Annotated in this window: 17 protein-coding genes and 1 pseudogene; 9 read left to right on the forward strand and 9 right to left on the reverse strand. The window is 71.2% G+C overall.

Annotated features, from left to right (window positions below):
* Positions 1–472: 472 nt before the first annotated feature.
* The 6 genes from J2S22_RS02790 (at position 473) to J2S22_RS02815 (ending at position 8,936) form a co-directional block, all read left to right on the forward strand.
* Positions 473–2,455 carry a methyl-accepting chemotaxis protein gene (locus J2S22_RS02790; protein WP_272775094.1) on the forward strand — a complete coding sequence of 661 codons (1,983 nt, stop codon included), beginning with the start codon at positions 473–475 and terminating at the stop codon, positions 2,453–2,455.
* Between the two features lie 224 nt (positions 2,456–2,679).
* The gene (gene mnmE, locus J2S22_RS02795) at positions 2,680–4,017 is read left to right on the forward strand and encodes a tRNA uridine-5-carboxymethylaminomethyl(34) synthesis GTPase MnmE (RefSeq protein WP_272775095.1); all 1,338 of its coding nucleotides are present in this window, start codon (positions 2,680–2,682) and stop codon (positions 4,015–4,017) included.
* A gap of 84 nt (positions 4,018–4,101) precedes the next feature.
* The gene (gene mnmG, locus J2S22_RS02800; RefSeq protein WP_272775096.1) at positions 4,102–5,982 is read left to right on the forward strand and encodes a tRNA uridine-5-carboxymethylaminomethyl(34) synthesis enzyme MnmG; all 1,881 of its coding nucleotides are present in this window, start codon (positions 4,102–4,104) and stop codon (positions 5,980–5,982) included.
* A gap of 304 nt (positions 5,983–6,286) precedes the next feature.
* Positions 6,287–6,952 (forward strand): 16S rRNA (guanine(527)-N(7))-methyltransferase RsmG, encoded by a 666-nt coding sequence (rsmG, locus tag J2S22_RS02805; protein WP_272775097.1) that lies wholly within the window; start codon positions 6,287–6,289, stop codon positions 6,950–6,952.
* A gap of 75 nt (positions 6,953–7,027) precedes the next feature.
* On the forward strand, positions 7,028–7,888 hold the full coding sequence (locus J2S22_RS02810; RefSeq protein ID WP_272775098.1) for a ParA family protein: 861 nt from the start codon (positions 7,028–7,030) through the stop codon (positions 7,886–7,888).
* Between the two features lie 136 nt (positions 7,889–8,024).
* Positions 8,025–8,936 carry a ParB/RepB/Spo0J family partition protein gene (locus tag J2S22_RS02815; RefSeq protein WP_272775099.1) on the forward strand — a complete coding sequence of 304 codons (912 nt, stop codon included), beginning with the start codon at positions 8,025–8,027 and terminating at the stop codon, positions 8,934–8,936.
* A 67-nt stretch (positions 8,937–9,003) separates the two neighbouring features.
* Here J2S22_RS02815 and J2S22_RS02820 read toward each other — a convergent pair whose 3' ends face one another.
* On the reverse strand, positions 9,004–10,695 hold the full coding sequence (locus J2S22_RS02820; RefSeq protein ID WP_272775100.1) for a methyl-accepting chemotaxis protein: 1,692 nt from the start codon (positions 10,693–10,695) through the stop codon (positions 9,004–9,006).
* Positions 10,696–10,977: 282 nt separating this feature from the next.
* Positions 10,978–12,381, reverse strand: coding sequence for a methyl-accepting chemotaxis protein (locus J2S22_RS02825; RefSeq protein ID WP_272775101.1), 1,404 nt, complete (start codon positions 12,379–12,381; stop codon positions 10,978–10,980).
* A gap of 244 nt (positions 12,382–12,625) precedes the next feature.
* Here J2S22_RS02825 and J2S22_RS02830 point away from each other — a divergent pair, with 244 nt between their 5' ends.
* Positions 12,626–13,099 carry a cache domain-containing protein gene (locus J2S22_RS02830; protein ID WP_272775102.1) on the forward strand — a complete coding sequence of 158 codons (474 nt, stop codon included), beginning with the start codon at positions 12,626–12,628 and terminating at the stop codon, positions 13,097–13,099.
* 91 nt (positions 13,100–13,190) lie between these two features.
* On the opposite strand, the gene holA is transcribed toward J2S22_RS02830, so the two are convergent.
* From holA to J2S22_RS02850, 4 genes are all read right to left on the reverse strand, one after another.
* Positions 13,191–14,213 (reverse strand): DNA polymerase III subunit delta, encoded by a 1,023-nt coding sequence (gene holA / locus J2S22_RS02835; protein ID WP_272775103.1) that lies wholly within the window; start codon positions 14,211–14,213, stop codon positions 13,191–13,193.
* Between the two features lie 161 nt (positions 14,214–14,374).
* Positions 14,375–14,968, reverse strand: a complete 594-nt coding sequence (lptE, locus tag J2S22_RS02840; protein ID WP_272775104.1) for an LPS assembly lipoprotein LptE — start codon at positions 14,966–14,968, stop codon at positions 14,375–14,377.
* The gene (leuS, locus tag J2S22_RS02845) at positions 14,955–17,582 is read right to left on the reverse strand and encodes a leucine--tRNA ligase (RefSeq protein WP_272775105.1); all 2,628 of its coding nucleotides are present in this window, start codon (positions 17,580–17,582) and stop codon (positions 14,955–14,957) included. The genes lptE and leuS overlap by 14 nt, the downstream gene beginning before the upstream one ends.
* 146 nt (positions 17,583–17,728) lie before the next feature.
* Entirely contained in the window at positions 17,729–19,318 is a 1,590-nt protein-coding gene (locus tag J2S22_RS02850) for a sensor domain-containing diguanylate cyclase (protein ID WP_272775106.1), read from the reverse strand.
* A gap of 159 nt (positions 19,319–19,477) precedes the next feature.
* Here J2S22_RS02850 and J2S22_RS02855 point away from each other — a divergent pair, with 159 nt between their 5' ends.
* Positions 19,478–20,206, forward strand: a complete 729-nt coding sequence (locus tag J2S22_RS02855) for a YggS family pyridoxal phosphate-dependent enzyme (protein WP_272775107.1) — start codon at positions 19,478–19,480, stop codon at positions 20,204–20,206.
* Positions 20,207–20,575: 369 nt separating this feature from the next.
* Positions 20,576–22,198, forward strand: a complete 1,623-nt coding sequence (locus tag J2S22_RS02860) for an ABC-F family ATP-binding cassette domain-containing protein (protein ID WP_272775108.1) — start codon at positions 20,576–20,578, stop codon at positions 22,196–22,198.
* Between the two features lie 223 nt (positions 22,199–22,421).
* Here J2S22_RS02860 and J2S22_RS02865 read toward each other — a convergent pair whose 3' ends face one another.
* From J2S22_RS02865 to J2S22_RS02875, 3 genes and pseudogenes are all read right to left on the reverse strand, one after another.
* Positions 22,422–22,820 carry a type II toxin-antitoxin system VapC family toxin gene (locus J2S22_RS02865; RefSeq protein ID WP_307155786.1) on the reverse strand — a complete coding sequence of 133 codons (399 nt, stop codon included), beginning with the start codon at positions 22,818–22,820 and terminating at the stop codon, positions 22,422–22,424.
* On the reverse strand, positions 22,817–23,056 hold the full coding sequence (locus tag J2S22_RS02870) for a type II toxin-antitoxin system VapB family antitoxin (RefSeq protein WP_272775109.1): 240 nt from the start codon (positions 23,054–23,056) through the stop codon (positions 22,817–22,819). Before J2S22_RS02870 ends, J2S22_RS02865 begins: the two co-directional genes overlap by 4 nt.
* 187 nt (positions 23,057–23,243) lie before the next feature.
* Positions 23,244–23,516 (reverse strand): annotated as a pseudogene (locus J2S22_RS02875) (L,D-transpeptidase family protein); the annotation flags it as partial.
* Positions 23,517–23,733 lie beyond the last annotated feature (217 nt).

The following is a 23,733-nucleotide window of genomic DNA, read 5'->3' on the forward strand; positions in this document are numbered from 1 at the left end:
GTTTTCCGCATTCTGGGGGAGAACCAGCGAGCCGGCGAGGGGTGCCGCCGTCGCGGACCCGGATGGGGCGAGCGACGCACGACACCAGCCGGGTCCAGCACCGACTATCACGATCAGGCCGGGATGCTCGGGCGGAGCCGGAGGCGGTGAGACGACGGCCCGGGGGGCATCCGTCGCGGACGGCGTCGCATGGTCGTTTCGAGGCGCTTCGGCCGGGGTGGACCGCACCGAACGCAGGCGGCACCGCCCTGAACCGGGAAGGGGTGGGATTCAGAACGGGCAAGCGGCATGGCTCATCGACAAATCAATATTACGTAATCGAAAGATCTATGGAAATAAAGCGAATGCTGGCATAGTAGTAAAAAGGTCGATGATCGAGCGGATCATCAGTATGGTGGAAACAAGTTATTAAGACGGTGAACGTAGAACCGCGGCATCGGCCGCGTTAAGAGGAATATAACAGGAATATATCATGATGATGACATTGCTCGAACGAACATCAGTACGCAATCTACTCGCACTTCAAGGTGCACTTGCAGCGGTCGCGGTCTGTGGGTTGATCGCGGTCGTCGTGTGGTCGTGGTCGGAGAACGACGCGGCGAGAACGGCAGAGAGTCGGGCGCAGGACATCACCCGGTCGGCGACGGCGGTGGAGCTCGCGGTGGTGCGGCTGTCCACGGCGCAGCTTGCCTACGTGACCGGGCGCACGGAAGCGGCGGGGCGGGCATTGGATGCGGCGATGCAGGCCGTGGAGGCGAGTATCGCCCAGGCTTCGGCGGTGGAGGCTCGGACGGGGGGCGCGGAACGCGTGTCCGAGTTCAGGGGCGCGTTCGCGGCGTATCAGAACCGGATCGCGGCGCTCCGCGGCATCGTCGGGCAGATCGGTCTGGACGAGACCGCCGGGTTGCAGGGAAGCCTGCGGTCGGCCGCGCAGGATGTCGAGCAGGTGCTGGACGACCGCCTGGCGGGCAGCATCGGGGCGACCTACGACGTGCTGCTGGAGACCAAGGTCAAGCTCGCGACCATGCGTCGTCACGAGCGGGATTTCCTGATGGGGCGGGATCCGGAGGTGGCCGCGGCCGTGGCGGCGACCGGGGGCGAGCTCGAGCAGAAGCTGCGATCGGCACCGCTGTTCGACGCCGTGAAGGGGCCGCTCCTGGAAAAGAACGGGCGATATCTCGCCGACTTCGAGGCGGTGCGAGCCGGCTTCGTCGCGCTTGAGGAGCTGCGCTCGGCCGCCGACGCGGCGCTGCGGAGCGTGGTCGAGGGGGCGGCGGCGCTCGTGGCGGGCGAGACGGCGACCGCCGCGGCGGCGACGGCGCGTGCGGCGGCGTTCGCGCGCGGGAGCAACCAGGTGGTGCTGTGGAGCGCGGTCGCCCTCGCGGTCTTCGCCCCGCTCAGCGCGCGGGTGATCAGCCGGAGCATCACCGGGCCGACGACGCGTCTTGCCGAAGCCATGGCGCGGCTGTCCGAGGGCCACCTGGACACGGAGGTGCCGGCTGTCGGTCCCGAGACGGAGTTCGGCGCCATGGCGCAGGCCATGGTGGTGTTCAAGAGGACGATGATCGAAGCCGAGCGGTTGCGGGGCGAGGAGGCGGAGGCCGAGCGGAGGGCCGCGCTCCGGCGTCTGGCCGACCGGTTCGAGGAGATGGTGGGTGACATCGTCGATGCGGTTTCGGCGGCCTCGGCCGATCTCGAGTCGGCAGCGGAGCGTCTCGCCCGGACGGCATCGACGACCGGCCGGCTCGCTGCCGACGTCGCGAGTGCGGCGTCGGACGCCTCTGTCGGGGCAGAGTCGGTGGTGTCGCATACGAGGGGATTCTCGGAAGCGATGGAGGCGATCGTCCGGAAGGTCGAAGCGTCCACGGCCGTCGCGAACGATGCCGTCCGACAGTCGACGGAGACCAATGGACGTGTGGCGGCTCTGACCGACGCGGCGGGGCGGATCGGCGACGTGGTCGAGGTGATCGCCGGGGTCGCCGGGCAGACGAATCTTCTCGCGCTCAACGCCACGATCGAGGCAGCGCGTGCGGGCGCGGCGGGGCGCGGCTTCGCGGTCGTGGCGGGCGAGGTGAAGGCGCTGGCCGGGCAGACGGCGACGGCAACGGGCAAGATCGCCGCCGAGATCGCCGCGATGCAGTCGGCCACCCGGGGGTCTGCCGCGGCCATCGAGGAGGTCGGGGTGACCATCGACCAGATGTCCGGGATCGCCGGGGAGATCGCGGCCGCGGTCGCGGCCCAGGGGGCGGCGACGGGCGAGATCGGCGAGAGTGTTCGGCAGACCGCGAGAAGCACGGCCGATCTGGCGGCGGCGGCGCGAGAGGTGAGCAAGGGTGCGAGCGAGACCGGTGTGGCCTCCGGAACGGTTTTGACCCTTGCGCAGGGGCTCGTGGGCCAGAGCCGGATCCTCGAAACCGAGGTCGAGAAGTTTCTGGCGACCGTGCGGGCGGCGTGACACGCGACGCCGGCCTTCGCTATTCTCTGTCCCCTCCGTCATGGGCAGGTCGACCCCGCGATCTGGCGGGGCCGTAGACGGTCTTCTCGCGAAGAGACGAACGGATGGGTGGGTCGGGCCCGCGCCTGACCCCGGGGGAGGTCTTGACGGCCGGGCACGCAGGCTGCGGTCGTGCACCATGGGCGAGCGGCGCAGCGTCGTGCGACGGGACAGCGGTGACGGGGATGCGGCTCGGTGACACCATCTTCGCCCTCTCCTCGGGTCGGCCGCCGGCGGCGATCGCCGTGATCCGGGTGGCGGGGCCGCAGGCCGGCGCGGCCGTCGCGGCGCTGACCGGGTCGGTGCCGAAGCCGCGACACGCGACGCTCGCCACGCTGCGGACGCCGGGGAGCGGCGAGGCGATCGACCAGGCCGTGGTGCTGTGGTTTCCGGGCCCGGCGAGTGAGACCGGTGACGACACGGCCGAGCTGCAGGTCCATGGCGGGCGCGCCGTGATCGCGGGAGTGCTGGCGGCGCTCGGGACGGTGCCGGGCTGCCGGCCGGCCGAGCCGGGCGAGTTCACCCGCCGGGCGTTCCGCAACGGCAAGCTCGACCTCACCCGGGTCGAGGGGCTGGCCGACCTGATCGCCGCCGATACCGGGGCGCAGCGGCGCCAGGCGCTCAGTCATCTCAGGGGCTTTCTCGGCGACCGCGTCGAGGGGTGGCGCCGCAGGCTGATAGAGGCGCAGGCCCTGGTCGAGGCCGGCATCGACTTTTCCGACGAGGCGGACGTGCCGGCCGAGCTGCTCGGGCCGGCGCTGGCGCAGGTGCGGATGCTGCGCGACGAGATCGTCCAGGCGCTGGCCGACGGGAGGCGGGGCGAGCGGCTGCGCGACGGGCTGGTGGTCGCCATCGCCGGCCCGCCCAATGCGGGGAAGTCGAGCCTGCTGAACCGCATCGTCCGCCGCGAGGCGGCGATCGTCTCGCCGGTGCCGGGCACCACCCGCGACGTGGTCGAAGTCCATCTCGACCTCGGCGGCCATCCGGTGACCCTGCTCGACACCGCGGGGCTGCGCGATACCGACGATCCGGTCGAGCAGGAGGGGGTGCGGCGAGCGCGCGAGCGCGCGGCAGCCGCCGATCTGGTGCTGTGGGTCCGCGACGCCACCGCCCAGTCGGAATTCCCGCCCACCGATATTCTCGGACGGGCCTGGACGGTCGCGACGAAGATCGACCTGTCGGGCGTTCGCGAGGCCGCTGCGCCCGATGTCGCCGGCCGACAGTTCTGGACCTCGGCCGTAACCGGCGAGGGCCTTCGCGAGCTGGTGGCGGCGCTGCAGGCGGCGGCGGAAGCGGTGGTCGGGGCCGGGGAGCCGGCTCTCGTCACCCGGGCCCGCCATCGCGCGGCCCTGGAGGAGACCGTGGCGGCCCTCGACCGGGCCCTGGCAGAGCCTGCGGGACGCGACGAGCTGGTCGCCGAGGAGCTGCGGCTCACCGGGCGGGCACTGGGTCGGCTGGTCGGTCGGGTCGACGTCGAGGACGTGCTCGACGTCATCTTTCGTGATTTCTGCATCGGCAAATGATAGATGGCCGGGCGCGGCGCCGGGCCACAGGCACGCCGACCCGGTGTTTCACGTGAAACACCGCCCCCAACTTCCGACGCGGCCATGGAAACACGCTGGGACGTCATCGTGATCGGAGGCGGGCACGCCGGCTGCGAGGCCGCCGCGGCGGCCGCGCGCATGGGCGCGCGCACCGCGCTGGTGACCCACCGGTTCGACACCATCGGCGCGATGTCGTGCAATCCGGCCATCGGTGGCCTCGGCAAGGGCCACCTCGTCCGCGAGATCGACGCCCTGGACGGGCTGATGGGCCGGGTCGCCGACCAGGGCGGCATCCAGTTCCGCGTCCTCAACCGCCGCAAGGGTCCGGCGGTGCGGGGCCCGCGCTGCCAGGCCGATCGCCGGCTCTACGCCGCCGCCATGCAGGCGGCGATCCGGGCGACCGACGGACTCGCCGTGATCGAGGGCGAGGCGGACGACCTCGTCGTGCGGAACGGTCGGGTGGCCGGGATCCGGCTGGCCGACGGCCGGGAGCTCGCCGCCGGCGCCGTGGTGCTGACCACCGGCACGTTCCTGCGCGGTCTCATCCATGTCGGCGAGCGCACCGTTCCGGCGGGCCGGGTCGGCGAGGCGCCGGCGCTCGGACTATCCGCGGCGCTCGAACGGGCCGGCTTCGTCCTCGGCCGCCTGAAGACCGGCACGCCGCCGCGACTCGATGGCCGTACCATCGACTGGGCCGCTCTGGAGATGCAGCCGGGCGACGATCCGCCGGAGCCGTTCTCGGCCCTGACCGACCGCATCGACACCCCGCAGATCGAGTGCGGCATCACCCGCACGGTCGACGCGACCCACGCGGTGATCCGGGCGAACGTTCATCGCTCGCCCATGTACTCCGGCCAGATCGCCAGCCGCGGGCCGCGCTACTGCCCGTCGATCGAGGACAAGATCGTCCGCTTCGGCGAGCGCGACGGCCACCAGATCTTCCTGGAGCCGGAGGGGCTGGACACCGACACGGTCTATCCGAACGGCATCTCCACCTCGCTGCCCGAGGAGGTCCAGGCCGCGCTGGTCGCGACCATCCCGGGGCTGGACAAGGCCGTGATCACCCGGCCCGGCTACGCGATCGAGTACGATCACGTCGATCCGCGCGAGCTGACGCCGTCGCTCGAGGCGAAGCGGCTGCCGGGCCTGTTCCTGGCCGGCCAGATCAACGGCACCACGGGCTACGAGGAGGCGGCCGGGCAGGGCCTGGTCGCCGGGCTCGCCGCGGCCATGCGGGCCGGCGGCGGTGACGGCGAGCCGATCGTGTTCGACCGGGCCGAGAGCTATCTCGGCGTGATGATCGACGACCTGGTGACCCGCGGGGTCACCGAGCCGTACCGCATGTTCACGTCGCGGGCCGAGTACCGGCTGACGCTGCGGGCCGACAATGCCGATCAGCGCCTCACCGACCGAGGCATCGCCCTCGGCTGCATCGGCCCCGAGCGCGCCGCCCGGCACCGGGCCCGGATGGTGGCGCTCGAGGGCGCCCGGTCTCTGGCGCGGTCGCTGTCGGTCACGCCGACCGAGGCGGAGCGTCACGGGCTCTCGCTCCGCAAGGACGGCCAGCGGCGCACCGCCTTCGACCTTCTCTCCTACCCGGACATCGGGCTCGCCGACGTCGCGCGCATCTGGCCGGAGCTCGGCGCCCTGCCGCCGGCGGTCGCCGGCCAGCTCGAGATCGACGCCAAATACGCCGTCTACCTCGACCGGCAGCAGGCCGACATTGCCGCGTTCCGGCGCGACGAGGCCCTGGCGATTCCGGCGGACCTCGACTTCGCCGCCGTGACCGGGCTCTCCAACGAGGTCCGGGCGAAGCTGTCCGCTGCGCGCCCGGCGACGCTGGGGCAGGCCGGCCGGATCGACGGCATCACGCCGGCCGCCCTGATGCTGCTCGCCGCCCATCTGCGCCGCCCCCGCCCCCGGACCGCGACGGGGCAGGGGTGATGGATCGGCGCTGGACGACTCTCCGTCACCCCGGCGGGCAGCGTCGGGGTGCGGGGCCAAATCGGGAACGCACTTCGCTCCGTCGCGCCGAGGTGCCGGCGCGGAGCGTCGGCCTCGAAGGGCGACAGCGGCTGTGGTGGCCTCATGGTTCGAGGCTCGCGCCGCGCCCATCTCACCACGAGGGGCAGCGTTGGGGTGTAGGCCCCGGCCGGGAACGCACTTCGCCCTATCACCCTGAGGTGCCGGCGCGGAGCGGCGGCCTCGAAGCGCGACGGCGGCTGCGGTGGCCGGAAAGGGGGGCCGCATGAAGCCACCCCGGACCCTCCCTGCCGTCGACCCGGCCGACCGCGCAGCGGCGCTGACGCTCACCCCCGTTTCACGTGAAACAGAGGCGCGCCTCGATCGCTTCGTCGCGATGCTGCTGGAGCGTCAGTCGGTCATGAACCTGATGGCGCCGTCCACCATCCCGACGCTGTGGACCCGGCACGTCGCCGACTCGCTGCAGCTCCTGCCGCTGATCCCCGAGAGAGCGCGCACCTTCGTCGACCTCGGCTCGGGCGGTGGGTTTCCCGGCCTCGTGCTCGCCTGCGCCCTCGCCGACCGGCCGGGCGCCGCGATCCATCTCGTCGAATCGACCCAGAAGAAGGCCGCCTTTCTGCGCGACGTCGGCGCCGCCCTGGCCCTGCCGGTGGTCGTCCATGCCGCGCGTATCGAGGACTTCAACCGCAAAAGGCCCGTCGTCCCCGATATCATCACGGCTCGTGCCCTCGCGCCGCTTCCTGTTTTGCTCGGCTACGTTTATCCTCTTTTAACCAAGAGCGGGGTAGCCCTGCTCGCCAAGGGTCAAGATGTAGAGGCCGAATTGACCCAGGCATCTAAATCTTGGAAGATCACGGCCGATCTCGTTCCGAGCCAGACCAGCCCGGAGGGTCGGATCGTCGTCGTCCGCGGCCTCGAGCGCGTCCGATGACCCGTCCGTCCGACCAGCCCCGTGCCCGCGCGTTCCGCGCCGCCGGCCGGCCGGTCCGAACCGAAAGCCACTGAGATGTTCGACCAAGGCTCCGGCGAGGTGGTCCCGTTCCCGGGCGGGGACGACGCGCCGCGTCCGCGCGTGCTGGCGATCGCCAACCAGAAGGGCGGTGTCGGCAAGACCACCACGGCCATCAATCTCGGCACCGCCCTCGCCGCCACCGGCGAGGAGGTGCTGGTGATCGACCTCGACCCGCAGGGCAACGCCTCGACCGGGCTCGGCATCGACCACAAGAGCCGCGAGGTGTCGACCTACGACGTGCTGACCGGCGAGGCGCTGCTGCGGACCATCATCCGCGACACCGCGGTGCCGCGTCTCGCCATCGCGCCGTCGACCCTCGACCTCGCCGGACTCGAGCTGGAGATCGGGCAGGAGCGCGACCGCGCCTTCCGGCTGCGCGACGCCGTCACGGCGCTGAACGCCGACCCGACCGAGCCGCCCTTCACCTATGTGCTGGTCGACTGCCCGCCGTCGCTCAACCTGCTCACCATCAACGCCATGACGGCGGCCGACGCGATCCTGGTGCCGCTGCAGTGCGAGTTCTTCGCGCTCGAGGGCCTGTCGCAGCTCCTGAAGACGGTCGACCAGGTGAAGTCGTCGCTCAATCCGGAGCTGACCATCCACGGCATCGTGCTGACCATGTACGACGCCCGCAACAACCTCTCGGGCCAGGTCGTCGCCGACGTGCGCGAGTTCATGGGCGAGAAGGTCTACGAGACCGTGATCCCGCGCAACGTCCGCGTCTCGGAGGCGCCGTCCTACGGCAAGCCGGTGCTGGTCTACGATCTCAAATGCGCCGGCAGCGAGGCCTATCTGCGGCTCGCCACCGAGGTGATCCAGCGCGAGAAGCGCCTCACCGAACGGCTCGCCGGCTGAACGGACGGGGGCCGAGGATGCGCGGCGCCGGCCGTCCCGTCCCCGCCCGGGGGCGAGCCGAGGACGGGGAACCCCGGGCCGCGGCGAAGAGCGCGCGGCCTGTATACTTGGTATGAAGAGTACGCTGGAGACACCGATGGCCGAAGACGCGCCGCGATCGCGACTGGGACGCGGGCTCGCCGCCCTGATCGGCGACGTCGAGCCGTCGCAGACGGCCCCCGCCGGGCGCGGCCGCGCGCCGGCGGCGCCGGAGCCGCCGCGGCCCGGCCGCAAGGTGCCGATCGCCTTCATCCGCCCGAATCCGAAGAATCCGCGCCGCACCTTCGCCGAGGCCGAGCTCGCCGAGCTCGCCGACTCGATCCGGGCGCACGGCCTGATCCAGCCGATCGTGGTGCGCGCCGTGAAGGGCGCGGCCGACGCCTACGAGATCATCGCCGGCGAGCGCCGCTGGCGGGCCGCGCAGCGGGCCGCCCTGCACGAGGTGCCGGTCGTCGTGCTGGAGGTGACCGACGGCGAGGCGCTCGAGCTCGCCATCATCGAGAACGTCCAGCGCGCCGACCTCGATCCGCTGGAAGAGGCGGCCGGCTACCAGTCGCTGATCGACAGCTTCTCCTACGCCCAGGACGACGTCGCCAAGACGGTCGGCAAGAGCCGCAGCCACGTCGCCAACACGCTGCGCCTGCTCAAGCTGCCCGAGGGCGTGAAGGCGCTGATCACGGACGGCAAGCTCACCGCCGGCCACGCCAGGATGCTGGTCGGCCTGCCGGACGCCGAGGCGCTGGCCGGTCAGATCGTCGCGCAGGGGCTGAACGTGCGCCAGGTCGAGGCGCTGGTGCGCAAGGACACCGACGGGCCCCGCCCCGGCCCGAAGCCGAAGGCGCCGCCGCCCCCGAAGGACGCCGACACCCGCGCGCTGGAGAAGCGTCTCTCCGACGCGCTCGGCCTCACGGTCACCATCGACCACAAGGGCGAGGCCGGCACGCTCCACATCCACTACCGCGACCTCGACCAGCTCGACGAGGTGACGCGACGCCTGGAAGGCGGGTGAGCGTCGCCGCCACGCCACGCCCGCCTCGCCGCTCTCCTGCTCCCGATCGCCCCCGATGCGCGGCCGCTCACGCGGCTCGCACGGCGCCCAGGAACTTGGTCACCTCGGTCTTCAGCCGGGTGCTGTCGCCCGACAGCGACTGTGCGGCGGAGAGCACCTGGGCGGCCGCCGCGCCGGTCTCCTGGGCTCCGATCCGCACGTCGCCGATATTGGCCGACACCTCGCGGGTGCCGTGCGCGGCCTGCTGGACGTTGCGCGAGATCTCGTGGGTCGCCGCGCCCTGCTGCTCGACGGCGGCTGCGATGGTGGACGAGATCTCGGACAGCCGGCCGATGGTCGTGGCGATCTCGCGAATCGCCGCGACCGAGCCCTGGGTCGCGCCCTGGATCTCGGTGATCTGTTGGCTGATCACGCCGGTCGCCTTGGCGGTCTCCTGGGCGAGCTGCTTCACCTCGGCGGCCACCACGGCGAAGCCCTTGCCGGCGTCGCCGGCGCGCGCCGCCTCGATGGTCGCGTTGAGCGCCAGCAGGTTGGTCTGGCCCGCGATGGTGTTGATCAGCTCGACGACGTCGCCGATGCGATTCGCCGCCTCGGCCAGATCCTCCACCTGCTTGTTGGTGGTGTTCGCCTGATCGACCGCGCCCTTCGCGACCCGCGCCGACTCCTGCACCTGGCGGCTGATCTCCTGCACCGAGGACGACATCTCCTCGGTCGCCGAGGCCACCGACTCGACGTTGGACGAGGCGTCCTCGGCGGCGCCCGCGACCGTCGCGGTGAGCGACTGCGAGCGCCGCGCCGTCGCGCTCAGGGTGTCGGCCGAGGCCTCGAGCTCGGTCGAGGCCGAGGACACCGTCTCGACGATCTCGCCGATCATCGCCTCGAACGCCTGGGTGATGCCGTCGACGCGCCGCGCCCGCTCGATCTTGGCCTCGGCCTCGACGGCGGCGGCCTCGTCGGCGGCCTTCTTCTCGATGAGCGCCTGCTTGAACACCTGCAGGGTGTCGGCGATGTGGCCGATCTCGTTGCGCTCGCCCCGGTGTGGCACCTCGGCGGAGAGGTCGCCGCGCGCCAGCGCCTGCATGGGCGTCACCACCGAGGCGATGCCGCGCGAGACGTCGACGACCAGATAGACGGCGAGGCCGATGCCGGCGAGCGCCGACGTCCCGAGAATGATCAGCAGCAGGCCGAAGGCGCGGTCGTAGGTCGCGGCCGCGGTCCGGGCGGCGGCGTCGGCGCCGGCGTTGTTGAGCGCGATGTTCCTGTTGAGCAGGTCGTCGGCCGCCTTGCCGATCGGGTAGACCTTGGTCTCGTTGAACGCGCTCACCTCGGTCGGCAGCTTGCCGGCGTTGGCGCGCGACATCTCGATCACCTTCTTCACGCCCTCGTCGTAGAGCGCCGATTGCCTCTTCCACTCCTGGAAGGTGCTGCGCTCCTCCGGCGAGGAGATCAGCCTCTCGTAGGCGGCGCCGTACTTGGCGTTGCGGTCGTAGTTCAGGGCCAGCGTCTTCTCCACCGCCGCCTTCGCCTCCGGCGTCTCGGCGAGCAGATGCAGGCGGACGACGCTGCGGATGATCGTCACGCCGGCGCGCAGATCGGCGAGGGCGCGGACGCTCGGCAGCCAGTTCTGCGTGATCTCGTCCGTCTTGGCGTTGATGGTCCTCATGTTCACGATCGCCAGCAGACCCATGCCGGTCATGCCGACCAGCAGGAACGACACCACGACGATGATCTTGGCGCGGATGGAGAGCTTCGCTAGCATGGGCCCGATCCAGACGTTCGTGTTTCGGAATGCGAACAAGTCGCGGTCCAAGGTCGATCGCGACCCCGGACCGGCGCAAGCTCGCGTCGGCCTGATGAGAGAAGAGTGTCGATCGCGCCCACGGCACGCGGTCGTCGATCTTATAACGAGCCGAGTCCTACCCTGACGTTAATCGCGGGCGGGGGACACGTCCGCCGTCGTCCGGCCGCGATCGAGGCGCGTTCGGGACCCGGCCCGACGCCGAGCTCGGCCGCCCGCCGCGACGCGGTCGTGCGATGCGCGTCAGCCGCGCTCCGCCGTGTAGCCCATCCTGAATCCGCCCCAGTGGCGGCCCCGGACCGTGATGGGGGCGGAGCAGTCCTTCATCAGCACGAAGGTGCCGCCGCCCATGTCGCGCCGGTAGGTCTGCAGCAGGAACGGCTTGGTGCTGCGGCCCGCGGCGAGGCCGGTGCGGTCGTTGAACATGCGACGGTTACGGCAGTTGGCCGTGTTCCATGCCGTCTCGCCCGGCCGCTGCGGCTGCGAGAACTTCCTGTTGTGAGTCGGCAGGTAGCCGTTGCGGTCGACCGCGGCGCAGAAGGCGATCTGGGCGTTCTTCGCCAGCAGCGGTTCCTGGACGCCCGGCAGCAGCTGGTCGCACAGCGCCGTGAACCGGGTCGTCACCTGCTGCGGATCGGTGCCCGGCACCGGTACGTAGGTCTCGTCGAACAGCTCCGTCGTGCCGATCCGCCCCTCGTCGAGGGCGCGCTCGAACAGCCGTCCGATCTCTCGCGCCGCCTCCGCGACCAGTTCGACGAAGCCGGTGTCGTCGGTCTCGACGCCGGCCTGGGCGGTGAGCAGCGCCAGCTCCTCGCTGCGCTTGAGGAGTCCGTGCACCCGCTGGTCGGCGGTGCGTAGATCCTCCGAGGAGCGGGCGACGTTGTCGCTCATCGCCTCGAAGGCGGCCTGCAGGGAGTCGCAGCGCGCCTGGATGTCGACGTTCGCCTCGACGATCGCCCGCATGTCGCCGCGCATCCGCGTCATCGCCGGGCCGACATGGTCGATCACCTGCCGGATCGCCGTCGTTCCGGCCTGCACGGTGGTGGCGCGGCCGACCGTCTCGGCCGACTCGGCCATCAGGCCGCGCGTCTGGGTGTCGAGCAGGGCGAGCGTCGCGGCGATCTCGGCGGTGGCCTCCGAGGTCTGCTTGGCCAGCGCCTTGACCTCCTGGGCGACGACCGCGAAGCCCTTTCCGGCCTCGCCGGCCCGTGCCGCCTCGATGGTCGCGTTGAGCGCGAGCAGGTTGGTCTGCCGCGCGATCGCGTCGATGCCGCCGGCCGCCTTGGCGACCCGCTCCAGCGCCAGCCGCAGCCCGTCGAGCTTGCTCTCGAAGCTCGCCGTGGCGGTGGCGAGCGCGCTGATCTCGCCGAGCGAGGTCTGCACCGACTGGGCCGAGGCGTCCATCTCGGCGCAGGCTGCCTCGATGGTCCGATCGGCCGCCGTGGCGGCGGTGCCGATGCGGCGGTTCGAGCTGGTCAGCTCGGTCGCCGCCATCGAGAGGGTGCGGCACTCGGTGGTGAGGCTCTGCGCCTTGGCGTCGACGTCGGCGATGTTGCCGGCCACGTCGGCGAGCTCGACCGAAAGCACCCCCACGGTCCGCGCGATGGTGCGCACCACCTCGTCGCCCGTCGCCGGTCGTGCGGCCATGGCGTCCCCTCCAATCTCTTATGCAGTCCTCGGGTTGCATGATGCCGGGCCGAGCCTACTTCGAGGTTAATCGAGCACGTCCTAGTCGTATGAGGCTACCTGTTCCCGCCGTCGATCTCGCCGTCCCGCACCGCATGGTTGCATCGATCTGCCATCCACACCGATACTGGGGCGGGCGACCGAGGCCGGGCAGGACCCGGCCGGCCCGACTTTTCAGCATCGATTATCGATCAGGGAGGACGTCATGAGATCGTCGCTCGCAGCTGCGCTCGTCGCCACCGCCGCGGTCCTGCTCGGGCCGGGTCCGGCGGGCCCCACGCCGGCCGCCGCCGCCGAGTTCGGCTCCGCCGCCGAGGCCAAGGCCATGGTCGAGAAGGCGCAAGCCACCCTGAAGCAGGGCGAGGCCGCGGCCGTCGCCGCGTTCAACGAGGCCGGCGGCGGCTTCCGCGACCGCGACCTCTACGTCTTCTGCTTCGAGACCGGTAGCGGCAAGTTCACGGCCCATCCGAACAAGGCCCTGCTCGGCACCGACGTCCGCAATCTCAAGGAGAAGGACGGCACGCCGCTCGGCGACAAGCTCTACGCCGCCCCGAAGGAGGGTGCCGTCACCGCGGTGGAGTACCGGTTCCCGCGGCCGGGCGGCGCCGACCCGGTGCCGAAGGAGACCTATCTGATCCGGGTCGGCGGCCAGGCCTGCGGGGTCGGGTACTACAAGTAGGACCGGCTCTCGGCTCCATGCCCCGGACGCGCCGCTTCGCCTCGCGACGCCCCACGTCCGGGACCACGGTGGCAGCCCGCACCGCGTCGGCCTACCGCTTCTGGCGCGCCCGCAGGGTGGCCTGCAGCAGGGCGCGATGGCAGAGCGCGTCGGCGAGGTCGGCGTTGCGGCGCACCGCGGTCGCGGCCTCGGCCAGATCCGCCATCGTCTGGGCGAGGCGGGGCGTCGTCCACGCCGACAGCGCCGCCCGCACCATCGGCTCGCGCCGGAAGAACAGCCCGCGAAACCCTTCGCGCAGAGCCTCCTGGGCGGGCCGGCCGGAATCGATCGCGACCCGGGTGCGGTGGAGCTGGGCCGCGTGGCGCAGCGCCGTCGTGATCAGCCGGTCGGCCGCCGTGCCGGCGGCGCGGGCGCGGGCGTATTCGGTGTCGAACACCTGCGGCCTGCCGGCGAACACCGCGTCGATGACGTCGTCGAGGGCGAGCGCCGCGGCGTCGGCGATCACGGCCAGCACGTCGTCGACCTCGACGCGGCCGCGGCCGTGGCCGTAGAGGGCGAGCTTCTTCAGCTCGCCGCGCGAGGCGCGGCGATCGCCGCCGATCAGCGACACCAGCAGGGTCTTGGCGTCATCCGCGATGGTCAGGCCGGCGGCCTTCATCTCCTGGTCGACGAGGCGGCCGAGATCGGCGTCGCCGTCGACGTAGCAGGGCAGGGCGACGGCGTTGCGGGCCTTCTCGCAGACGAGGCGGATCGGCGCGTCCTTGCGGAGATCCCCGGCCTCGACCACCACCCGGCAGTCGGTCGGCGGGTCGGCGGCGAGCGCCTCGACGGCGGCGGCCAGGTTGGTCCGCCCGGCCTTGATCCACACGGCGCGGCGGCCGCCGAACAGCGGCACCGTATGGGCCTCCTCGGCGATGCGGCCGGGCTCGACCGCGTCGCCGTCGAGCCGCACCAGCGCGAACGGGTCGTTCGGATCGTCGACCGAGGCCTTCACCAGCGCCTCGACCCGCTCCCGCACCAGCCCGGCGTCCGGCCCGTAGACGAGCGCGATCGGCCGCCCGGCGTCCGGCCGGCTGACATAGGCGTCGATCTCGGAGCCCTTGAGGGCGGTCATGTCACGGCGGTCATGGGACGATGTCGCTCGAACGGTCGCGGCGTGGCCGATCCACGGACCCGTCATGCCCGCGCTGGTCGCGGGCATCCACGTCTTTCAGCGGTCGCCGCGAGACCAGACGGGGATGACCGGGACGAGCCCGGCCATGACGGTGGAACGGCTCACGTCCCGGCGACGAAATAGGAGGCGAGGCGCGACCGGATGGTCTCGGCGATCACGCCGGCGGCGCGGTTCTCCGCGTCGCGCAGGGCGCGCTGGCGGGCGAACCGCTGCTGCTGGCCGGGGATGTCGTAGGACACCCGGCTGAACGCCTGGTCGGTGACCACCGGCTTGCCGGTGTTGAGGTCGACCAGGCTGTAGCTCGCCGTGATGCCGAAATTCTCGACGTCCGGGCGGGCCGTCTGGGTGTCGACGATCACCGAGACGCGGCTGGTGGTGATGCGGATGTCGAGCCGGTGGGTCGGCGGCGCCGGGTTGCCGCCCGACAGGCCGAAGACGAGCTGGTTGCGCAGCTCCACCGCGATGCGCGACTCGGCGGTGCCGTTCGGCGCCGGGATCTGGGCGATGTCGACCTGGGACAGCGAGGCGTTGACCGAGGGGCCGCCGTCAAGGGTGCGGCTGCCGTAGAGCGGCTGGAAGCAGCCGGCGAGCGGCAGCGCGAGCGCGAGCAGGGTGACGCCGACCCGCGCCGTGCGCGCGAGCCCGGTCCGCCCCGCTTCCGTTCGGTTCAGTCCCGTCCGATCAAGCCACCACATTGACGATCCTGTGCGGGACGACGATGACTTTTTTGGGGGCTGCGCCCCCGAGCGCCTTTTGTACAGCGTCCAGGGCGAGAACGGCAGCCTCCACCTCCGCTTTTCCGGCGGTGCGTGGCACCGTTACATCACCCCGCTTCTTGCCGTTGATCTGCACCGGCAGCGTGACCGTGTCCTCGACCAGCAGATCGGGCTCGACCTCCGGCCAGGCGGCCTCGCAGACGAGGCCGGTCCGCCCCAGCACCGCCCAGCATTCCTCGGCGAGGTGCGGCATCATCGGATGGAACAGCTGCACCAGGATGGTCGCCGCCTCGCGCACCGCCCAGCGGTAGTCGGCCGGCGGCTCGCTCCCGGCGGCCGCGAGCGACCCCTGGAACGCGTTGGCGAGCTCGTAGATATGGGCGACGCAGCGGTTGAACCGCAGCTTTTCGATATCCTCCGAGACGCGCGACAGCGCCAGATGGGCGGCCTTGCGCAGCGCCACGGCCGCCTCGCCGAACACGGCGGGGCGCGGCAGGTCGCCCGCGGCGGCCACGGCCTCGGCGTCGCCGATCAGCCGCCACAGGCGCTGAACGAAGCGGGCGGCGCCCTGCGCCCCCTCCTCGGTCCAGATGACGTCGCGCTCGGGCGGCGAGTCCGACAGCATGAACCAGCGCGCCGTGTCGGCCCCGTACGAGCCGATGATCTCGTCGGGGTCGACGGTGTTGCGCTTCGACTTCGACATTTTCTCAATGGGCCCGATCTCGACGGGCACGTCGGTGCCGGACAGGACCGCGGTGCGGGCGTCGCCCTGGCCGGCGATCGTCACCTCGGCCGGCGCCGCGAAGGTGCCGTCCGGCTTCCGGTAGGTCTCGTGCACCACCATGCCCTGGGTGAACAGGCCGGCGAACGGCTCGTCGAGTCCGGCATGGCCGGTCGCCTTCATGGCGCGGGTGAAGAAGCGTGAGTAGAGGAGGTGCAGGATCGCGTGCTCGATGCCGCCGATATACTGGTCCACCGGCAGCCAGGAATCGACCGCGGCGCGGTCGGTCGGCGCGTCGGTCTTCCACGGGTCGGTGAAGCGCGCGAAGTACCAGGACGAGTCGACGAACGTGTCCATGGTGTCGGTCTCGCGCGTCGCCGGGCCGCCGCATTGCGGGCAGGCGACGTGCTTCCAGGTCGGATGGCGGTCGAGCGGGTTGCCGGGCCGGTCGAACTCGATGTCGTCCGGCAGCGTCACCGGCAGATCGGCGATCGGCACCGGCACCGTGCCGCAGCTCTTGCAGTGGATCACCGGGATCGGGCAGCCCCAGTAGCGCTGGCGCGAGATGCCCCAGTCGCGCAGCCGGTACATCACCTCGCGGCGGCCGACCGGCGCATTGCCGCGGATCTCCTTCTCCAGCCGCTTCGCCACCTCCTCCTGGGCCTGCGCGAACGTCATGCCGTCGAGGAAGCGGGAGTTGATCATCCGGCCGTCGCCCACATAGGCCTCGTCGGTGATCGTGAAGGTCGCCGGATCCTGGCCCTCGGGGCACACCACCGGGGTGTTGCCGAGCCCGTACTTGTTGACGAAGTCGAGGTCGCGCTGGTCGTGCGCCGGGCAGCCGAAGATGGCGCCGGTGCCGTACTCCATCAGCACGAAGTTCGCGACATAGACCGGAAGCTTCCAGCTCGGGTCGAACGGGTGGACGGCCCGGATGCCGGTGTCGAAGCCGAGCTTCTCGGCCTTGTCGATCGCCTCCTGGGCGGTGCCGATGCGCTTGGCCTCGGCGATGAACGCGGCCAGTGCCGGGTTCCTCTCGGCCGCCGCCCGGGCGAGCGGGTGGTCGGGCGACAGGCCCATGAACTTCGCCCCGAACAGCGTGTCGTGCCGGGTGGTGAAGATCTCGAGCTCGGTCTCGCCGGAGGGCGTGGTCGCCGGGTCCAGCGCGAAGCGCACGTGCAGGCCCTCGGAGCGGCCGATCCAGTTGCGCTGCATCAGCCGCACCTTCTCGGGCCAGCGGTCGAGGCCGTCCAGCGCGGTCAGCAGCTCCTCGGAGAACTTGGTGATCTTGAAGAACCACTGGGTCAGCTCGCGCTGCTCGACGAGCGCGCCGGAGCGCCAGCCGCGGCCGTCGATCACCTGCTCGTTGGCCAGCACGGTCTGGTCGACCGGGTCCCAGTTGACCTTGGACTGCTTGCGCTCGACCAGCCCGGCCTTCACGAAGTCCAGGAACATGCGCTGCTGGTGCTTGTAGTAGGCCGGGTCGCAGGTGGCGACCTCGCGGTCCCAGTCGAGCGACAGGCCCATCGACTTGAGCTGCGCCTTCATGGTCGCGATGTTGGCGTAGGTCCATTCGCGCGGATGGACCTTGTTGGCCATGGCGGCGTTCTCGGCCGGCATGCCGAAGGCGTCCCAGCCCATCGGATGCAGCACCTTGAAGCCCCTGGCGCGCTTGTAGCGGGCCACCACGTCGCCCATCGTGTAGTTGCGCACATGCCCCATGTGGATGCGCCCCGACGGGTAGGGGAACATCTCGAGCACGTAGTATTTCGGCCGGGGATCGTCGTTCCGGGTGGCGAAGATGTCGCGCTCGTCCCACACGGCCTGCCAGCGCGGCTCGGAGACGCGGGCATTATAGCGTTCTGCAGTCATGAGATTCGGCTCGCTCGCAGCGAAATGTCCGGCCCGTTGGACATCATTGCGGCGCCCGGGTCAACGCTCGCGCGTCCCGGACGGGGTGATCCGGGGTTGTGCCCAGGGCGGGGCGGCGGCGGCCGCTGCGGGGGCGGCCCGTCCTCTCACCCTGCCTCGGCCAGCGGGATGTCGCGGTCGATCACGGTGGTGTTGCGGCCGCGGCGCTTGGCGGCGTAGAGGGCGGTGTCGGCGGCCTCGATCAGCCGTTGCGGGCGGCTGTCGGCGGCCGGCACGTGCGCCGTGACGCCGACGCTCACCGTGATGGTGCCGCACGGCGCGCCCTCGTTGCGGATGCGCAGCGCCATCACGGCGAGGCGCAGCCGCTCGGCGATCGCCACGGCCCGGTCGAGCCCGGCCCCGGGCAGCAGCAGCACGAACTCCTCGCCGCCCCAGCGGGCCGCGAAGTCGGACGGTCCGTCGGCCACGGCGGTCAGCACCCGGCCGATCTGGCGCAGGCAGGCGTCGCCCTGCACGTGGCCGTAGCTGTCGTTGAACAGCTTGAAATGGTCGACGTCGACCATCAGCAGCCCGACCGTGTGGCCGGCCTCGGCGGCCTGGTGCCACTCGGCGGCGAGCCGGGCGTCGAAGCTGCGGCGGTTGGCGAGCCCCGAGAGGGCGTCGATCGAGGCGAGCTCCTCCAGGTGCTCGTTGACCGAGCGCAGCTCGCGCTCGCGGGTGGCGAGCCGGTCCGCCATGTCGGCGAGCGCGCTGGCGAGCGGGGCGAACTCCGGCGCCCAGCTGCCCGGGTCGGTGCGCACCTTCAGGTCGCCCTGGCCGATCCGCGTCGCCGTGCGGGCGAGCGCCCGGATCGGCTCGACGATCAGGTGCTCGCCGACCATCCAGGCGGCCATCACGGTGAGCAGGCCGAAGAAGGCGACGTGCAGGTAGGCGATGCCGGAGTCGCGGTCGATCTTGCCGACCACCTCGCGCTCGGCGAAGCCGACCACGATGCGGGCGTCGGTGCCGGGCAGGCTGGTGTAGCCGTAGATGCGGCGCACCCCGTCGAAGCCCTCGAGCGTGGCGGTGCCGTCGGGCTGCGCCTGCACGGTCTTGACCAGGGGGTGATCGCCGAAATGGCGCCCGACCAGGCGCTCGCGGCTCTGCACCCCGGCCAGCACCGTGCCCTTGCCGTCGATCAGGTAGGCCGCCATCCCGGCGCGGCTCTCGACCCCCTGGCCGAGGCGGGCGAGCCAGTGCAGGTCGATCGGCGCCAGCAGCACGTCGACCTCGGCGACCCCGGGCCGCACGATCGGGAACGCCATCAGCACGGTCGACTTCTCGTAGGAGCGCTCGAGCAGGTAGTCGCTGAGCACGTAGTGCCGGGTGCGCTGGACGTCGTTGACGTAGTCGCGGTCGGACAGGTCGAGGCCGATCACCTGGCGGCGGGTCGAGCAGGAGATGCGGCCGTCGGGGCCGACCACCGACAGGCTGGTCACCCACGGGGCGTCGGAGACGAAGCCCCACAGGAAGGAGGCGCAGTCGGACGAGCTCGCCGCCGTCGCCACATAGGCGCGCGCCACCACCTGCATCAGGGCGCGGGCCGCCTCGATGGTCTCGATCTGGGCGTCGCGGGCCCGGTGGGCCACGGTGACGACCTCGGCATAGGCGGTCTGGATGCGCTCGACCCGGTTCGTCTCGGTGAGGTGCACCCGGTCGAGGATCAGCGGCACCACGGCCAGCAGGGCGAGCAGCATCAGGCGGGCTCGGATGCTCAGTCTCGGCTTGCCACGGCGCCGCGTGCTAGGAGACCGCTGCTGATGCTTCATCCGTGTCGCCCCATTCCCCGATAAGATGCTACCCGGGCGGCGTGAAAGTCGCGTTCGGTCGATCGCTAAAATTCGAGTCAATCCGTCATGACGACGTCCGACACCTCTCCCCCTCCCGCCGACGGCGCCGCGCCGGCCGCCGCCCGGCTCGCCGCCGTGCGGACCGGCATCGCCGCCGCCGCCCGCGAGGCGGGGCGCGACCCCGGCTCCGTCGCCCTGGTGGCGGTGAGCAAGACCTTCTCGGCCACCGAGATCGAGCCGGTGATCGCCGCCGGGCAGCGCCTGTTCGGCGAGAACCGGGTCCAGGAGGCCAAGGCCAAGTGGCCGGCCCTGCAGGAGAAGCACCCCGGCATCGCGGTGCACATGATCGGGCCGCTGCAGTCCAACAAGGCGCGCGAGGCGGTGGCGCTGTTCGATGCCATCCACTCGCTCGACCGGCCGAGCCTCGCCGCGGCACTCGCCAAGGAGGTCCAGCGCGCCGGCCGCCAGCCGCTGCTGTTCGTCGAGGTCAACACCGGGGCCGAGCCGCAGAAGGCCGGGGTTCTGCCCGAGGAGGCCGACGCCTTCGTCGCCGCCTGCCGCGACGTCTACGGCCTGACGGTCGGCGGCCTGATGTGCATCCCGCCGGCCGACGAGGCGCCGGCCCCGCACTTCGCCCTGGCGCAGAAGATCGCCCGCCGCAACGGTCTCGAGCTGCTGTCGATGGGGATGAGCGACGACTTCGACGTGGCGATCCGGTTCGGCGCCACCCATGTGCGGGTCGGCACCGCGATCTTCGGCCACCGACCGAAGGCGGACGCCGGCGGGCCGGGGTGAGTTGCCATTCGCGGCCGGCGCACCCCGATGGATGAAGCGACGATCCCGGTGCCCGGCCTCGTGCCTCGGACGAGGCGCAGCAGGCCGCAGGCCTGATGCGCCGCGCCCGGGACACGAGGCCTTCGCCGAGGCAGCGCAGCGGAACAGCGAGCTTCCGGGCAGGGCGACCGCGCATCCCGCTGGAGACGGGTTCCCGGTTCTCGGTCGCATGCCTCGGATGCGGCGCTTCGGGTCAGAGCCCTGATCCCGGCCGCCGTCGGTGTCGGTCCGAAGGGGCCGAAAAATCCTTTCCTGTCCGGCCCGGCGTGCCATAAGGGCGGCCCGAACCGCCCCGATCCCCCTGGACCGCGCCCCGAGAAGCTCGCCTCGATGATCCGCCTCGACTCCATCTCCAAGCAGAACGGCCACCATCTCCTGTTCGTCGAAGCCTCGGCGGCGCTGCTGCGCGGCGAGAAGATCGGCCTGGTCGGCCCGAACGGCGCCGGCAAGACCACGCTGTTCCGCATGATCACCGGCGAGGAGCCGCCCGACGAGGGTCAGGTGTCGGTCGATCGCGGCGTCACCATCGGCTATTTCAGCCAGGACGTCGGCGAGATGGCGGGCCGCAGCGCGCTCTTCGAGGTGATGGACGGCGCCGGCCCGGTGAGCGAGGTGGCGGCCGAGCTGAAGGAGCTCGAGCACGCGCTCGCCGACCCCGACCGCGCCGACGAGATGGAGGCGATCATCGAGCGTTACGGCGAGGTGCAGCATCGCTTCCAGGAGCTCGACGGCTACGCCCTCGAATCCCGCGCCCGCGAGGTGCTGGCCGGGCTCGGCTTCGACGAGGCGATGCAGGAGGGCGACGTCGGCGCGCTGTCGGGCGGCTGGAAGATGCGCGTCGCGCTCGCCCGCATTCTTCTCATGCGCCCCGACGTGATGCTGCTCGACGAGCCCTCGAACCATCTCGACATCGAGAGCCTGATCTGGCTGGAGCAGTTCCTGAAGGGCTACGAAGGCGCCCTGATGATGACGTCGCACGACCGCGCCTTCATGAACCGCATCGTCACCAAGATCGTCGAGATCGACGGCGGCTCGCTCACCACCTACACGGGCGACTACGAGTTCTACGAGGGCCAGCGCGCGCTCGCCGAGAAGCAGCAGCAGGCGCAGTTCGAGCGCCAGCAGGCGATGCTGGCCAAGGAGATCAAGTTCATCGAGCGCTTCAAGGCGCGCGCCTCGCACGCCGCGCAGGTGCAGAGCCGCGTGAAGAAGCTGGAGAAGATCGAGAAGGTCGAGCCGCCGCGCCGCCGCCAGACCGTGCTGTTCGATTTTCCTCCCGCGCCGCGCTCTGGCGAGGACGTCGTGAGCCTGAAGTCGGTGCACAAGGGCTATGGCGACAAGCGCATCTACGAAGGCTTCGACTTCATGATCAGGCGCCGCGAGCGCTGGTGCGTGATGGGCGTCAACGGCGCCGGCAAGTCGACGCTGCTCAAGCTGGTCGCCGGGGCGACCGCGCCCGACGCCGGCACCGTCACGGTCGGCGGCAGCGTCAAGATGGGCTACTTCGCCCAGCACGCCATGGACCTGCTGGACGGCGACCGCACCGTGTTCGAGACCCTGGAGGACGCGTTCCCGCAGGCCGGCCAGGGCTCGCTGCGCACGCTCGCCGGCTGCTTCGGCTTCTCCGGCGACGATGTCGAGAAGCGTGCCCGCGTGCTGTCCGGCGGCGAGAAGGCGCGTCTCGTGATGGCGCTGATGCTCTACGATCCGCCCAACTTCCTGGTGCTGGACGAGCCGACGAACCATCTCGACATCGCCACCAAGGAGATGCTGATCACGTCGCTGGCCTCCTACGAGGGCACCATGCTGTTCGTCTCGCACGACCGGCACTTCCTCGCCGCGCTGTCCAACCGCGTGCTCGAGCTCACCCCGGACGGCGTCCACCAGTACGGCGGCGGCTACACCGAATACGTCGCCCGCACCGGCCACGAGGCGCCGGGCCTGCGGAACTGATCAGCTTCGGTCGTCGCGTGCCACGGCCACTCTTCCCTCTCGCTTCGAGAGCTTTGCAGAGTTCGTCATTCCGGGACGACGCGGAGCGTCGGACCCGGAATCCAGCCCGGAATGCCGCGGTCGGAGCCGGTTCCCGGTTCGCTCACGCATTCCGCCGGGGACATGGGGTCTCTGCGCTCGACATCAGCGAGCGGCTCTGCGTGACGGAGAGAAGCCGGCCCCCTCAGGCCCGCCGGGCATCGGTGGCGGCGAAGTCCTCTCCCTTGAACAGCAGCGCCGCGTCGTGCGCGGCGGCGCATGCATAGGACAGGCAATCGCCGAAGTTCAGCCGGGCCTCGTGGCGGCCCTTGCCGTACCGCTCGAAGGCCGCGACCGCCAGATGGGCGGTCTCCTCGGTGATCGGCACGATGGTGATCCGCGCCTCGCGAAGCAGACGCGTCACCAGCCCGTCGGCCACGGTCGGCGTGACGCCGAGCAGGGTGGACAGTCGCATCGCGGCCTCGAGCACGACATGGCCGGCCGAGACGGCCCCGTCCGCCGCCTCGATCGCGCGAGCGAGCTCGGTGGCCTCCGGCTCGGAGGTCAGGATGGCGACGATCGCCGAGGTGTCGACGAAGATCACGAATTGCCCCAGAGATCGTCGACCTCCTGCTCGTCCACGGGGCGGCTGCGCTGTGGATCGCGTAAGCGGGCCGCATCGCGGGCGATCTCCTCGAGGCGCTCCGCCAGCGGCCTGGCGTCGCGAGCGAGCGCCCCTTCGAGCGCCTCGATGACGGCGCGAGTCATGGTCACGCCCCGACGCTCGGCCAGGGCCTTGGCCAACCGGCCGGCGCGATCGTCCCGGATGTGGAGTGCCATGGGCGTCCTGTCTACACCAGCGATCTAGATGTCTACACGTATTGTAGATGCAGATCCGCGCACCGGCAACCCGTGCGGCCTTCGCAGGCGACGACGTCCCACGCTGACTATCCTCCTCTGCGCCCGAAGCCCGCTCCTCGACCGACGTCGCCGCCGGTGACGTCGCATGCGTCCGCGCCGCGCCTGCTCACCTCCGGACGACGATCCGGGTCTTCGGCCCGATCATCGCCAGCAGCCGGCGCAGGTCGTTCGGGGCGAGCGCGACACAGCCGGCGGTCGGCAGGAAGCCGTCACGGGCCAGATGGACGAACACGGCGCTGCCGCGGCCGGCGATGCGCGGGCGGGCATTGTGGTCGAGCTCGATCATCAGGTCGTAGAGCCGGTCGTCGCGCCACAGGTGGTCGCCGGCCGGCACCGGTGCCGCGTGGATCAGCGGCGGCGACGTGGATCGTGATCTCGGGCGCGTTTCGTCGACCCGAACACGACGCTCGTCGTCGCTGCGCGCCGTCGCAAGTCCGGATCGTGAGGCCCGCGTCTCGAATCGCGCGGGATGGGGCGCGCCGGAAAAGGCAGCCGTTCCTCGCTGCTATATGAAAATGGGAGGCTCGTTTCCGGCGGCCGCGCATTTCGACTCGCTCCGTCACCCCGAGGTGCTCGGCCGAAGGCTGGGCCTCGAA

This window comes from Rhodoplanes tepidamans, from assembly GCF_030813915.1.
Taxonomy (GTDB): domain Bacteria; phylum Pseudomonadota; class Alphaproteobacteria; order Rhizobiales; family Xanthobacteraceae; genus Rhodoplanes; species Rhodoplanes tepidamans.